The organism is Burkholderia territorii (genome assembly GCF_902833055.1).
GTDB lineage: Bacteria > Pseudomonadota > Gammaproteobacteria > Burkholderiales > Burkholderiaceae > Burkholderia > Burkholderia territorii.
The window spans coordinates 91,865-105,337 of record NZ_CADFEJ010000015.1 but is presented as its reverse complement, the minus strand read 5'-3'; the positions used below and the strand labels follow the sequence as shown (position 1 = coordinate 105,337).

Annotated in this window: 11 protein-coding genes, 1 tRNA gene and 2 riboswitches; of the genes, 9 read left to right on the top strand and 3 right to left on the bottom strand. The window is 66.3% G+C overall.

The features are described from left to right. Nucleotide 1 precedes the first annotated feature (1 nt). Both HW466_RS22845 and HW466_RS22840 read left to right on the top strand, forming a co-directional pair. Nucleotides 2–1,054, top strand: coding sequence for an ATP-binding protein (locus HW466_RS22845; RefSeq protein WP_151003171.1), 1,053 nt, complete (start codon nt 2–4; stop codon nt 1,052–1,054). Beyond that, nucleotides 1,051–2,502, top strand: a complete 1,452-nt coding sequence (locus tag HW466_RS22840) for a TniQ family protein (RefSeq protein WP_239006159.1) — start codon at nt 1,051–1,053, stop codon at nt 2,500–2,502. The genes HW466_RS22845 and HW466_RS22840 overlap by 4 nt, the downstream gene beginning before the upstream one ends. A 90-nt stretch (nt 2,503–2,592) precedes the next feature. Here HW466_RS22840 and HW466_RS22835 read toward each other — a convergent pair. Next, nucleotides 2,593–2,668, bottom strand: a tRNA-Arg gene (locus tag HW466_RS22835). Nucleotides 2,669–2,921: 253 nt separating this feature from the next. Between HW466_RS22835 and HW466_RS22830 the strand changes: the two genes are divergently transcribed. After that, nucleotides 2,922–3,821: a c-type cytochrome gene (locus HW466_RS22830; RefSeq protein ID WP_174905975.1), complete on the top strand. Its 900-nt coding sequence runs from the start codon at nt 2,922–2,924 to the stop codon at nt 3,819–3,821. An 88-nt stretch (nt 3,822–3,909) separates the two neighbouring features. Here HW466_RS22830 and HW466_RS22825 read toward each other — a convergent pair whose 3' ends face one another. Beyond that, nucleotides 3,910–5,997, bottom strand: coding sequence for a UvrD-helicase domain-containing protein (locus tag HW466_RS22825; RefSeq protein ID WP_151006181.1), 2,088 nt, complete (start codon nt 5,995–5,997; stop codon nt 3,910–3,912). Nucleotides 5,998–6,376: 379 nt separating this feature from the next. On the opposite strand from HW466_RS22825, the gene HW466_RS22820 reads away from it, so the two are divergent. Beyond that, nucleotides 6,377–7,816, top strand: a complete 1,440-nt coding sequence (locus HW466_RS22820; RefSeq protein ID WP_170296726.1) for a glycosyltransferase family 2 protein — start codon at nt 6,377–6,379, stop codon at nt 7,814–7,816. A 106-nt stretch (nt 7,817–7,922) separates the two neighbouring features. After that, nucleotides 7,923–8,717, top strand: a complete 795-nt coding sequence (locus tag HW466_RS22815; RefSeq protein ID WP_059452608.1) for an FkbM family methyltransferase — start codon at nt 7,923–7,925, stop codon at nt 8,715–8,717. Between the two features lie 21 nt (nt 8,718–8,738). Here the strand turns inward: HW466_RS22815 and HW466_RS22810 are convergent, their stop codons facing one another. Continuing rightward, nucleotides 8,739–9,446, bottom strand: a complete 708-nt coding sequence (locus HW466_RS22810; protein WP_174905974.1) for an SGNH/GDSL hydrolase family protein — start codon at nt 9,444–9,446, stop codon at nt 8,739–8,741. Between the two features lie 238 nt (nt 9,447–9,684). On the opposite strand from HW466_RS22810, the gene HW466_RS22805 reads away from it, so the two are divergent. From HW466_RS22805 to gcvH, 4 genes are all read left to right on the top strand, one after another. After that, complete coding sequence (locus HW466_RS22805; protein ID WP_059505525.1) at nt 9,685–10,737, top strand: oxidoreductase; 1,053 nt, start codon at nt 9,685–9,687, stop codon at nt 10,735–10,737. Between the two features lie 212 nt (nt 10,738–10,949). Further along, nucleotides 10,950–11,315 (top strand): hypothetical protein, encoded by a 366-nt coding sequence (locus HW466_RS22800; RefSeq protein WP_059452605.1) that lies wholly within the window; start codon nt 10,950–10,952, stop codon nt 11,313–11,315. A 122-nt stretch (nt 11,316–11,437) separates the two neighbouring features. Next, a riboswitch (glycine riboswitch) is annotated at nt 11,438–11,548 on the top strand. A gap of 32 nt (nt 11,549–11,580) precedes the next feature. Then, nucleotides 11,581–11,714, top strand: a riboswitch (glycine riboswitch). Nucleotides 11,715–11,798: 84 nt separating this feature from the next. After that, nucleotides 11,799–12,917: a glycine cleavage system aminomethyltransferase GcvT gene (gene gcvT / locus HW466_RS22795; protein ID WP_059452604.1), complete on the top strand. Its 1,119-nt coding sequence runs from the start codon at nt 11,799–11,801 to the stop codon at nt 12,915–12,917. 127 nt (nt 12,918–13,044) lie between these two features. Continuing rightward, entirely contained in the window at nt 13,045–13,425 is a 381-nt protein-coding gene (gene gcvH, locus HW466_RS22790) for a glycine cleavage system protein GcvH (protein ID WP_059505529.1), read from the top strand. Nucleotides 13,426–13,473 lie beyond the last annotated feature (48 nt).

Here is a 13,473-nt window from a genome sequence, read left to right as displayed (position 1 = left end):
CATGATTACGCGCGAACAGGCCGTCGTCGGCGCGCCGGAGGACAAGGCGGCGTACATGAAGGCAACCTGTGTTCCGCATCGAAATCTCGATGCGGTGATGCATGAAGTTCGCAGCCGCATGACTGCGGGTGCAGGGCTATCCATCACGCTGGTCGTGGGGCCGCCGGGAGTGGGGAAGACTACCTTTGGACGCAAGCAGTTGCAGAGCCTCTTATCTCGGTATCCGATACAGATGCAGGAGAAACGTCACATTATTCCCGCCGTGATGAGCGAAGTCGATGCCGCTGACAGAGGTGAATTCAACTTCAACCTTCTCTACAACCGCCTCTGTGCAGACCTGATGGCGCCCAGCTCTTTGGACGGACCCGTGTTACTCGAGAATGTCGGTGAGCCCACTGACCCTATTCGGAACAGCCGACTGATGTTCGAACGAGCGCTTAGACGCCGCGAGGTGAAGCACCTGATACTCGACGAGGCGGTGCATTTCACCAACTCCCTGACTGACCCACTCCAGTACGGGAATTTGCTGAAGTCATTGTCGAATCGGGCTGGATTCAACCTCCTTCTACTCGGCGCATACGGATGCGAGCAGCTCGTGCTCGCGTCCGCGCAGTTGGCACGGCGTATCGGCGTCGTTCACTACCCCAGATATTTCCAGACCGACGAAGATTTCACGGAATACTGCACGTTCGTGAAGTCGTTGCTCGCGCACCTACCGTATGCGTTCGAAATCGACATCGAGAACCGGCTTGAGTATCTCTTCGCCGGGACGTTCGGCTTGCCTGGCGCTACAGTCGATGTGCTGATGGGCGCCGCCGGACGATGCTGGGAAAGTGCACGAAAGGTATGGAACGATGCGTTCCTCTTGAAGAGCATGCCGTCGAAAGAAGCTCAGCGGAAGATTGCTCGAGACACGATGGTGGGCGAGGCCGAGGTCCAACCGTTCCTTCAGATGGAACGCGAACACGACTACGCCACCGAGCAAGATATTCGAAACGTACTGCTGCTAGAAGAACAGTCGCGACGCAAAATCAATGGGAGGGTGCACGGATGACAGCGTTGACGAGTCCTGCATGCAGACCCGGCGGCTGGCCGGAAGATGCGCCGCCCCGGTCGGCATTGTTTTCGCTGAACCCTGAGGGTCACAGCGGTGACGACCTGGAAGACCTCGCCAGCTACTTCCGTCGTCTGAGCGAGGACCATCGCATGCTTCCGTGGACGCTAGCCTTTCGCTCAGTCGTGCCGTTAATTGGGTCAGGGTCACCAGGATGGCGCGCGAAGATGGCATGCTACTGCTACGGGCTGGCGACGTCTGGAGTGACAGAGTTGGCCGACAGTTGGGCCAAAGCGCTCAACCACGCGACGGGCCGCAACGACCTCCAACTCCACACTCTCGTTCCTTTGAAGGCGGTTGTCCCGCCGACCAAGCTGTTGTCGCCAATCGAACGGTTCTGTCCGATTTGCTACGCGCAGGATGAGAGTTCAGAGCGGCCAAAATATAACCGTCTGCTATGGGCGATTGATTGCGTCGCCGCTTGTCCGCTGCACTGCGTCCAGCTTCAAGCAGTTGATAAATCGAATCGCAACAACGACAACCCCTTCTGGCTCCACAGACAAGGAAAGCGCGCCAATGCGAGTAGTTTCTGGCTGCCTGGAATCTCAACAGTCAACGGACGCAGTCTAGCGAGCGACGTTGGAAAGCCAGCGAAGGAGGAGGACGTTCAGTTCGCACGGCTCGTCGCCGATTTAGTCGACGACCTGCATCATCACCCACATGAATTTCACGACGTCGGTGCGCCGACGAACTTCCTCCGTTATGCAACCGAGGTGCTCTTCGCTGGCAACCTCTCCCATTTCGCCCAGCATCTCGGCGTAAGCAAAGGAGCGCTTCACGGGTGGACATCGGGAAAAACGCGCCCGAGCCTCCCGCGTCTGGCACTCATTGCTTTCTGCTGTGGCGCCGCTATCTCGGACGTGATTCTCGGGAACAAGGTGATGCTGTTCAAACGCCCGGCTCCGGCTCGGCCGAGTCGGCTTTGCGTCCGCAAACGGAAAGGGGCTCGCCGGCCGCGGAATGAGCTTCAGCAGGAGTTTGAGCAGATAGTCGAATCGGGGCGAGCGTCTTCCGCGCGAGAGGCCGCAGACCTATTGGACGTCTCGACCAAATTTCTGCGTTCGCTCTCGCCCGCGCTGAACCAGCGGCTTGTGGAAGCCGGGCAGGAGCGTGTGCGCCGCACCGCAAGGGAATTGGAAGATTTAAAGTTCGACGAGTTTCGGAAATCGTTCGACGCTATTGTCGCGAAGCAGGAAAAGCCCGTAAGACGGCGAATACAGCAGGACGTTTTCGAAAGGACCGGTTTGAGCTTCCGGTACAAGCAAGCCGGCATCTTCCTTGAGCGAGTGCGTTGCCCTGCAGGTGTCGATGCAAGCAGCGGAGCGGGCGGCCGTAAGAGCGGAGGCCGTCGCAGACGACGACAGGAAAACCGTCCAGCTATGGACTGATATCTATGGAAAAACAACCAATTCGTGTCGAAAACGACATTAATTGATTAACTCCACATGAAGAAATTCAGCGCCTGGAATCAGGCATTTTGGCGCGCCCGGCTGGGATCGAACCAGCAACCCCTGCCTTCGGAGGGCAGTACTCTATCCATTGAGCTACGGGCGCGTGTGACAGTGAAACGACCCCAATAAACCGGCCGCCCACCATTGGCAAGACGGCAAGGATACCCGGTTTCCCATGAAGCGTCCACCTTGCCCGCAGAATCCCCGTCAGTCCCCCAATTCGTGCGGGTAAACACGCGCCTTCGCGCCGCTCGCCGTGATGTAAACGTTCCGTCTATAATCGTCCGTGCTTCATTGGACTGCCATTTTGCCGTTGCACCGCGCTCACAATTCCTATTCATGGAGACGAGGCAAGCATGAGCGAAGCACCCCACGAATCTCCCGTCAAAACCCCCGGGCAGCTGATTGCCGTCGTCATCGCATCATTCGCGATTCCGATCGCCCTGATCGTCCTGTTTGCCACCTACGCCAACCATGCGTTCCGTTCGGGCGCAGGCACGGACGCGCTGTCGGACGAGCAGGTCGCCGCGCGGATTGCCCCGATCGCGAAGGTCGAGGTGAAGGACGCCAACGCGCCCCGCACGTACAAGACCGGCGAGGAAGTCTACAAGGCCGTGTGCGTGACCTGTCACGGCACGGGCGCCGCCGGCGCGCCGAAGTTCGGCAACAAGGACGACTGGGCACCGCGCATCTCGCAGGGCTTCGACACGCTGCTGAAGACGGCGCTGTCCGGCAAGGGCGCGATGCCGCCGCGCGGCGGCACGAGTCCCGACGACGTCAGCGACTATGAAATCGCGCGCGCGATCGTCTACATGGCGAACAACGACGGTGCGAACTTCCCCGAACCGGCTGCCCCGGCCGCCAATGCGGCAACGGCGGCGAGCGGCGCGGCGGGTGCGGCAGGCGCATCGGGCACCGACGCATCGAACGCGCAGGCCGCCGCCGCGATGGCCGCGATCGCCGCGATTCCGAAGGCCGGCGAAAAGCCCGCGGCCGCGCCGACCAGCGCCGACGCCGCATCGGCCGGCAAGGCGCTGTACACGCAGGTCTGCCAGGCGTGTCACGCGGCCGGCGTGCTCGGCGCGCCCAAGTTCGGCAGCAAGGAGGATTGGGCGCCGCGCCTGAAGGATTCGATGGATACCGTCTACAACTACGCGCTGCACGGCAAGGGCGCGATGCCGCCGAAGGGCGGGTCGAACGCGTCGGACGCCGACGTGAAGGCGGCCGTCGACTACATGGTCAACGCCTCGAAGTAACGCCTGCCGTCCAGAAAAAACCCCCGCAGCGCACGCGCATCGCGGGGGTTTTTCGTTGCCGGGACGGCCAGGCCGGCCGCCGCGCACGTCACTTCTGCAACAGCGCCTTCAGGCTCGCGAGCCGGTCCTTCGGCGTCATCGGCGCTTCCTCCGGCGTCGGCGGCGGCGCGTCGTCGAGACCCATCTCGGGGATGAAGCGCGACGGTTCGCACACGACCGTCTCGCGCGCCCGCTTGCGCTTCTTGCACCAGTTCAGATGCAGGCTGCGCTGCGCACGCGTGATCGCGACGTACATCAGCCGGCGCTCCTCCTCGATCCGCTCGTTGTCGATCGGGCCGTCGTCCTCGCTGCTGCCGCGATGCGGCATGATCCCTTCCTCGACGCCCACCAGGAACACGTGCGGATACTCGAGCCCCTTCGACGCATGGACGGTCGACAACCGCACCGCGTCCGGATCCTCGTCCTTGCCTTCGAGCATCGACATCAGCGCGACCGTCTGGATCAGGCCGAGCAGGTTCTTGCCGGTGTCAGCCAGGCCGTCCGCGTTGTGGAAACCGTCGGCCTCGCCGTCGACGGCTTCCGCCTCGGGCTTGGTGCCCTTGCGCTTCAGCCATTCGAGGAATTCGAGCACGTTCTGCCACTTCGACTGCGCCTGCCGCTCGTCGAACGCGTCGTACAGGTAGGCCTCGTAGTGAATGGCCTCCATCATGTCGTCGAGCACGACGGTCGCGGGCTCCTTGTCCGCGCGATCGGTCAGGCGCTGGATGAAGTCGCAGAACATCCGCAGCGGCTCGATCTGCCGCGCCGACAGCCGCGCCTCGATCCCGCCCATGTACACGGCCTCGAACAGCGACACCTTCGCCTGGCCCGCGAACGAGCCGAGCGCTTCCAGCGTCGTGTTGCCGATCCCGCGGCGCGGCGTCGTGACGGCGCGGATGAACGCGGGATCGTCGTCGGCGTTCGCGATCAGGCGCAGGTACGCGCACAGGTCCTTGATCTCGGCCTTGTCGAAGAACGACTGGCCGCCCGACAGCACGTACGGAATCCGCTCGCGCCGCAGCACCTGCTCGAAGATCCGCGCCTGGAAGTTGCCGCGATACAGGATCGCGTAATCGCGGAACTGCGTGCGCCGCTCGAACTTGTGCGCGGACAGCCGGAACACGACCGATTCGGCTTCGTGCTCTTCGTCGTTGCACGCCGTGACGGTGATCGAATCGCCCATCCCGTGCTCGGACCACAGCTTCTTCTCGAACAGCTTCGGGTTGTTCGCGATCACGTTGTTCGCGGCGGTGAGGATTCGCACCGTCGAGCGGTAGTTCTGCTCGAGCTTGATCACGTGCAGCTTCGGGAAATCCTTGCCGAGCTGCGCGAGGTTCTCGAGCGTCGCGCCGCGCCAGCCGTAGATCGCCTGATCGTCGTCGCCCACCGCGGTGAACGCGGCGCGCGGGCCGGCGAGCAGCTTCAGCAGCTCGTACTGGCACGCGTTGGTGTCCTGGTATTCGTCGATCAGCAGGTAGCGCAGCTTGTTCTGCCAGCGGTCGCGCACCTGCTCGTTCTTCGCGAACAGCTCGGCCGGCAGCCGGATCAGGTCGTCGAAGTCGACCGCCTGGTACGCGTGCAGCGTCGCGACGTAATTGCGGTAAACCAGCGCCGCCTGGTGCTCGTCCTCGTTGGCCGCGATCGTCATCGCCTCCTCGGGCATGATCAGGCCGTTCTTCCACAGCGAGATCGTGCTCTGGATCTTGCGGATCAGGCCCTTGTCCGTGGTGCCGATCTGCTCCTGGATCATCCCGAAGCAGTCGTCCGAATCCATGATCGAGAACTGCGGCTTCAGGCCGACGTGCTCGGCCTCCTGACGCAGGATCTGCACGCCGAGCGAGTGGAACGTGCACACGGTGAGCTGGTTGACCGGCACCTTGCGGCCTTCCTTGCCGGGCGTGGTGAGCGTCTTGCCCTCCAGCAGCTTCGACACGCGCTCGCGCATTTCGGCGGCGGCCTTGTTCGTGAACGTGACGGCCGCGATGTGGCGCGGCTCGAAACCTTTCGCTTCGATCAGGTGCGCGATCTTCTGCGTGATCACGCGGGTCTTGCCGCTGCCCGCGCCGGCGAGCACGAGGCAGGGACCGTCGAGGTAGCGCACCGCTTCGTTCTGAGCGGGGTTGAGGCCTGCGGACATGATGACGGATGATGTTGCGGTTGACGGCGGAACGCCGGGAGGATGCCGCGCGCGGCAGGCCTGGATTGCAGGCGGACACGCGGGGCAGGACGCGCATGTTAACACGTCGGCGGCGGCCGGCGGCCGACGATGCCGCCGGGCGGAGACCCGCGGCGCGGGCAGGCTTCGCGCCCCTTTTTCCGAGCGCTTTCCTGCTTCGCTCCCCGCCTCCTTTCCCGGCGCGCGGCCCATGCCGCCGGACGCCCGCCGAACATTCGAACAGGCAGCAAATCTCCCCTCTGTTTGGTCCATGGCCGCGCGGCCCCCGGCGGCAACATACGCGAAACGTCGGCGAGTACGCGCCGACGCCCTTCATTCGCCGTCATCGACTTCCGCCGCCATGAATGACACCGTCATCGCCGCTCCCGTCTCCGAGGCCGAGCTGGCCCGCGCCGCCGCGCTTCACGCCGCCGGCTCGCTGCTGGACGCGGAGCAGGCCTACCGCCAGATCCTGCAAGCCCACCCCGAACACGCCGATTCGCACCTCCGCCTCGCGACGGTGCTCGAACAGCTCGACCGGCGCGACGCCGCGTTGCGGCATTTCCGGGCCGCGGTGGCGACCGAGCCGTCGCAGCGGCGCTACTGGATCGCGTGCATCGACGCGTTGACGCGCGACAACCAGATGGATGCGGCGCGCGCATTGGTCGCACAGGCGCGCACGCACGGCATCGACGCGCTGTCGCTCGAACTCGCGGCGGCCGATGCGCCGTCGGCCTCCGCCGACGAGCTGGCGGCCGTTCTCTCCGAATTCATGAACACGCTCGCGGCGCTGCTCGACAAGCGGCAATTCGCGCAGGCCGAAGGCATCGCGACCCAGCTGACCGAATGGATGCCGGACGTCGGCCTCGGCTGGCGGGCGCTGGCCGTCACGCTGGTTCAGCAGGAGCGCCACGCGCAAGCCCTCGCGCCGATGCGCAAGGCCGCCGCGCTGATGCCCGACGACGCCGACACGCGCCAGGATCTCGCGGAGCTCGAGGCGCACGTGATGCAATCCGCGCCCGCGCCGCAGCCGGTCGCGATGCCGCTGGTGCCGAACGCGACGCTCTGCACGACGCTGCCGGGCAGCCGCCAGTTCCGCCATTTCGCGGGCGGGCTGGTCGCCACGGTGCCGGTGCTGATCCCGACGTTCAACAATCCGACCTATACGCGCCGGATGGTCGCCCAGCTGAAGGCGCGCGGCCTGCGCAACATCGTGATCGTCGATAACGCGTCGAGCGCGCCCGACATGCTCGCGTTCCTGGAAAGCGTGCAGGACGACGCGACCGTCGTGCGCCTCGATCGCAACGCGGGCCCGCGCGACGTGTTTCTGTCGGACGCGAACTACGCGCGCCTGCCGGACACCTTCTGCGTGACCGATCCGGACCTCGAACTGAACGACGCGCTGCCGCCCGAATTCCTGTTCGAGCTGATCGACGCAACCGAAGCATTCCAGACCGGCAAGGCCGGCTTCGCGCTCGACATCTCGCAACCGGAGCTGATGAAGGAAACGACGCTCTTCTGCGGCGACCGCCAATACACGACGCTCGAATGGGAGGCGAATTTCTGGCGCCACCAGATCGGCAGCACGGCGGGCGGCGACCCGATCTACAACGCGCCGATCGATACGACGTTCGCCGTCTACAACAAGCGCTACTTCCGCCGCGACTCGCATCTCTGCGGCGTGCGGTTCGCGGGCCGCTACACCTGCAAGCACATCCCCTGGTACAAGGAGACCGGCCTGACGGACGCGGAGGAGCAGTACTACCGCGAACACCAGAAGTGGTCGAACTACCTGGCCTGACACGCGGGGGCGGCGGCGAGCGTCCGCGCGTCGCCGCGCGATGCACGCACGCCGCCCTCTTCGTCCCCTTCGTCTTCTTCGCCCGACAACCCTGACATCACGCGCCATGCTACCCAGAGTCAACCTCGTCAAGACCGACCACGCCGATTACCTGCTGTTCGCGACCCGGGACGCGATTTCGGCGAATCTCTATTACAACGGCTCCTGGGACGCGTCGCTGCTGACCATCAGCCAGATGTTCTACGCGAACGAGGAAGCGCCGCTGGTCCTCGACATCGGCGCGAATCTCGGCGCGTACGCGGTGCCGGTCGCCAAGAGCATCGCCGCGCAGGGCGGCATGGTCTACGCGTTCGAGCCGCAGCGCATCGTTTATTACCAGCTGTGCGGCAACGTGTTCCTGAACCGGCTCGAGAACGTGCACGCGTTCAACGTCGCGATCGGCAACCAGGACGGCATCATCCCGCTGCCCGCGATCGACTATTCGCGCTCGATCAACATCGGCGGCTTCTCGCTCGACGAGCAGTTCAACATGCGCCGCAATTCGGTCGAGACCGTCGCGAGCCAGCAGCCGAGCGACGTGCCGATCGCCCGCCTCGACACGCTGAACTTCCCGAAGTCGCCCGCGCTGATCAAGATCGACGTCGAAGGGCTCGAGCTCGACGTGCTCAAGGGCGGCACGGCGTTTCTCGAACGGCACGGCTTCCCGCCGCTGCTGCTCGAGGCCTGGAACCTCGAATGGTTCTCGGAAAAGCGCGCCGCGCTGCTCGACTACCTGAAGACGCTCGGCTACACCTGGTTCGCGATGGGCGACGAACTCGTCGCGCAGCATCCGTCGTTCGCGCGGCAGGTGAGCTTCGAGACGGGCACCGACGGCGTGATCCGGATGAACCGCACCCGCTGACGATTCGCGCCCGGCGCGCCGTCACGCGCCAAGGCGCTGCCTGAGCGCGTCGGCGGCCTGTGCGGCCCAGACGGCGCACGCGGCCGCGCCGGGATGAAAGCCGTCCGCCGCCATCAGGTGCGGCTCGAGCGGCAGCGCAACGCGCAGGAACGTACAGCGCGGCTGCGTCGCGGCCCACTCGGCGAGCGTCGCGTTAAGCCGCCTCGCGCGCAGGCCGAGATACCAGGCAAGAGGCTGCGGCAGCGCCGGAAAGCGCTCGATCGGCGGCACCGCCGACAGGATCACGTGCGCAACCCCGAACCGCGCGGCGAGCAGCTCGACGAGCGCCGCCTGCGCGGCGCGCCAGCGCGCCGGCGACACGCCGCCCGTCACGTCGTTCACGCCGAGCGACGTGACCGCCGCATCGAACGGCCGCGCCGGCTCGGCGGCAAGCCAGTCGACCAGTTCCTCGGCGGTCAGCCCGGTGCGCGCCAGCAATGTCCAGCTCACGCGGTGCGATGCCGCAAGCGCGCGGGCGAGCTGCCCCGACAGCGCGTCGCGCTGCGACGCGATACCGACGCCCGCGGCAGCCGAATCCCCCAGCACCAGCACGCGCAGCGGCGGCCCGTCGCCGGCCGTGCCGTTGCGCGGGCCCGCCGCCTCGGCAAGCCGTGGCGTGACGCGGCGCACGCGTCGCCCCTGCAACAGCAGCAACGGGCCCAGCGCGGCGGTGGCAAGCGGATATCCCATGGTTTCGATCCGGTAACGAGGCAAGCAGGCGACGCGCGACACGCGTCGAAACGGCTCCCATTGTGTCGGATTCGCGCGCCGGTCGGCACATGGCCGGCCATTCGGCCGGGGTCCGCGCACCGGTTCCCTGACCGTTCGGCCAACGCCCGCTCGCGCGCGTGCCGCCGTGCCACAATAGCCGTCCGCGCGGCCGGTGGCCGCAGCGCTTTGCTCCCTTCGTACGCAGCCAAGGATTGCCATGTCGTCATTGCTCAGGATTGGTTTGATGGGTTTCGGTTTCGCCGGTGCGACGTTCCACGCGCCCGTGATAGCCGCGAGCGGTCGCACCGAGATCGCCGCGATCGCGACGGGGCAGCCCGATCGCGCGCGCGCCGCCTATCCGGGCGCACGCATCGTCCCCGATCTCGACACGCTGCTCGGCCTCGACGACATCGACTGCGTGGTGATCGCCACGCCGAACGACACGCACTTCACGCTCGCGCGCCAGGTGCTCGAAGCCGGCCGCCACGTCGTCGTCGACAAGCCCGTCACGCTCACGGCCGACGAAGCACTGGCGCTCGCGCGGCTCGCGAACGCGCGCAGCCGCCTGTTCGCGCCGTTCCACAATCGCCGCTGGGACGGCGACTTCCTCACCGTGCGGCGCATCGTCGAATCCGGCGAACTCGGCCGGCTCACGTATTTCGCGTCGCACTTCGACCGCTTCCGGCCGACCCCGCGCACGCGCTGGCGCGAGGAGCCCGCTCGCGGCGGCGGCCTGCTGCTCGACCTCGGCCCGCACCTGATCGACCAGGCGCTCGCGCTGTTCGGGCTGCCGGAAACGGTCAGCGCCACGGTCAAGACGCGCCGCGACAACGGCACGGCGCCCGATTTCGTGCATCTGCTGCTCGGCTATCCGGACAAGGACGTCGCGCTGCACGCGAGCGCGCTGTCGGCGATCGAGCCCGCGCGCTTCACGCTGCACGGCACGCGCGGCAGCTATCAGAAGTTCGGGCTCGACACGCAGGAAGACCAGTTGAAGGCCGGCCTCACGCCGGACCACGTCGAGTTCGGCGGCGGCAACCCACCCGGCGTGCTGCGCGTGCTCGACGGCGAAGTCGAGGTCGAGCGGCCGGTGCCGACGCTCGATGGCCAGTACGCGGAGTTCTATCGCGCGCTCGCCGCGTCGGTCCATGACGGCGCGGCGTTCCCGGTCACGCCGCAGGATGCCGTCGACGTGATGACGATCATCGAGCTCGCCGCGCAAAGCGAGCACGATGGCCGCCGGGTACCATTCGTGCGCCGCACCGTCTGACGGCCGCCGGCCGGGTCGGTGCCGCCCCGGCCTCGGCCGCGCCGCGCGCCGCGCCAGCGGCCGCCAGCGCCCGGCAGCGGCACGCGTCAGCCGCCGCGGCCGGCGATCCCGAACATTCCGTTACAAATGGTGCGGGAACGAAAGTCAGCGCTCACCCGGTCTGATGCGTTTCTCAAAAAGTCGATCCGACACCAAACCGTCAGGAGAATGTGATGCAACGGTTGATTCGCGCAGCGGCATGCTGCGTCCTGGTTTCCTCGCTCGCGGCCTGTATCGTGCAGCCGCAGCGGCCGGCCCGACAGGCACCCCCGCCCCCGCGGCCGAATCCGCAGGTCGTCGCGAACGACCGTCTGCAGGAGGTCCAGGGCCGGATCGACAACCTGCACCGCCGGATCGACGCTCGCGTCAACGGCGGCTACTACCCGCCGCCGTACGGCGCGCAGCTGCACCACCGGCTCGACGTGATCCGCCAGGAAGCGAACGACATGTCGGCGCAGCACAACGGCGGCCTGTCCGGCGACGAGCAGCGCGTGCTGAACCAGGAACTCGACACGGCCGCGCGCGCGATCGGCGAGTAATACCGGCCATGCCGGCGCCTGCCGGCGCCGGCGGAAGCGGCGGCGATCCCGCGCCGCCGCTTGTCGCGAAGCGACATTCTTTTGCGCAAATTGACAATGCCCACCCGCTCGCGTACAGTCGCCCGCACGCGTCGGGAGAGCGTGTGACCGCGTAGTTCGCTATCAGCAACGCCGGTTGCGCCGCCGAAGGGGCACACCCGCAAACTCTCAGGCAAAAGGACCGACCGCGTCGGGGATTCCCGTCCGCGCATCGCGCGGGCCGCACTCCCCGCACTCTGGAGAGCGGCAGTAGCCCGTTGCGCAGATGCAGCGCGGGCAGGCTGCCCACCGAAGGGGCGCGCGTTCGCCGGCTCGTGGCCGCGGCGCAATCTCTCAGGTATCGAGGACAGAGGGGCATGTATCGCATCGCTCGCAGGCCCATGGCCGCGACGGTCGGCACATGGCCGTTCTGACCCGCGCGCAAGCGCCTTGCCTGAGGCCTCGATGACTGCACTGAATCAAACCCCGCTCAACGCCGCGCACCGCGCGCTCAATGCCCGCATGGTCGACTTCGGCGGCTGGGACATGCCCGTCAACTACGGCTCGCAGATCGAAGAACACGAAGCCGTGCGCACCGACGCCGGCATGTTCGACGTGTCGCACATGTGCGTGGTCGACTTCACCGGCAGCCGCGTGCGCGCGTTCTTCGAACACGCGATCGCCAACAACGTCGGCAAGCTCAAGACGCCCGGCAAGGCGCTCTACTCGTGCCTGCTCAATCCGCAGGGCGGCGTCGTCGACGACCTGATCGTCTACTACTTCACCGAAGAATTCTTCCGCGTCGTCGTCAACGCCGGCACGGCCGAGAAGGACATCGCGTGGTTCAACCAGCTCAACGAACAAGGCGGCTACGGCCTGACCATCGCGCCGCGCCGCGATTTCGCGATCGTCGCCGTGCAGGGCCCGAACGCCCGTGAGAAGGTCTGGAAGACGGTGCCCGCCGCACGTGCCGCGACCAGCGAACTGAAGCCGTTCAATGCCGCGCAGGTCGCCGGCACGCCGTTCGGCGATCTCACCGTCGCGCGCACCGGCTACACCGGCGAGGACGGCTTCGAAGTGATCGTCCCGGCCGTGCACGTCGAGGCGCTGTGGAACGCGCTGCAGCAAAACGGCGTGCGCCCGTGCGGGCTCGGCGCGCGCGACACGCTGCGTCTCGAGGCCGGCATGAACCTGTACGGCCAGGACATGGACGACACGGTATCCCCGCTCGACGCGGGCCTCGCGTGGACGGTCGACCTGTCCGCGCCGCGCGAGTTCGTCGGCCGCGCCGCGCTCGAGCGCGACGGCTCGCGCGCCGCGTTCGTCGGCCTGATTCTTCAGAAGGAAAACGGCAAGGCGGGCGGCGTGCTGCGCGCCCATCAAAAAGTCGTCACGCCGCACGGCGAAGGCGAGATCACGAGCGGCACGTTCTCGCCGTCGATGCAGGAATCGATCGCGTTCGCGCGCGTGCCGACGGCGGTCCAGATCGGCGACATCGTTCATGTGCAGATTCGAGACAAGCAACTTCCCGCGCGCGTGGTAAAACTGCCGTTCGTGCGCAACGGCAAGGTCCTCGCTGCGTAACGATCGGGAGGCGACCGGGAGGCCGCTTCCCGGGAAGCCGGGAAATGGCGCCCGGCGCAACCACACCCGGCGCGCCCCGGCGGCGCGCCAAGCATAACGAACACACCCTTTTATCCAGGAGCATCCGATGAGCAACGTCCCGGCCGATCTGAAGTACACCGACGAACACGAGTGGATCCGCACCGAAGCAGACGGCACGCTGACGGTCGGCATCACCGATCACGCGCAGAGCACGCTCGGCGACATCGTCTTCCTCGAGCTGCCGCAAGTCGGCAAGTCGGTGAACGCGGGCGACGCCGTCGGCGTCGTCGAATCGGTGAAGGCGGCATCCGACATCTACTCGCCGGTGTCCGGCGAAGTCATCGCCATCAACGAAGAAGCCGCCGACTCGCCGGAAGCAGTCAACAGCGACGCATACGGCACGTGGCTCTTCAAGATCAAGCTCGCGGCCGGCGCATCGACCGACAAGCTGATCGACGCCGACGCGTACAGCAAGCTGATCGACTAATTTTCCCTACCCGAACCGCGCGCGGCCGCCCAGCCGGCCCGCGCGGGA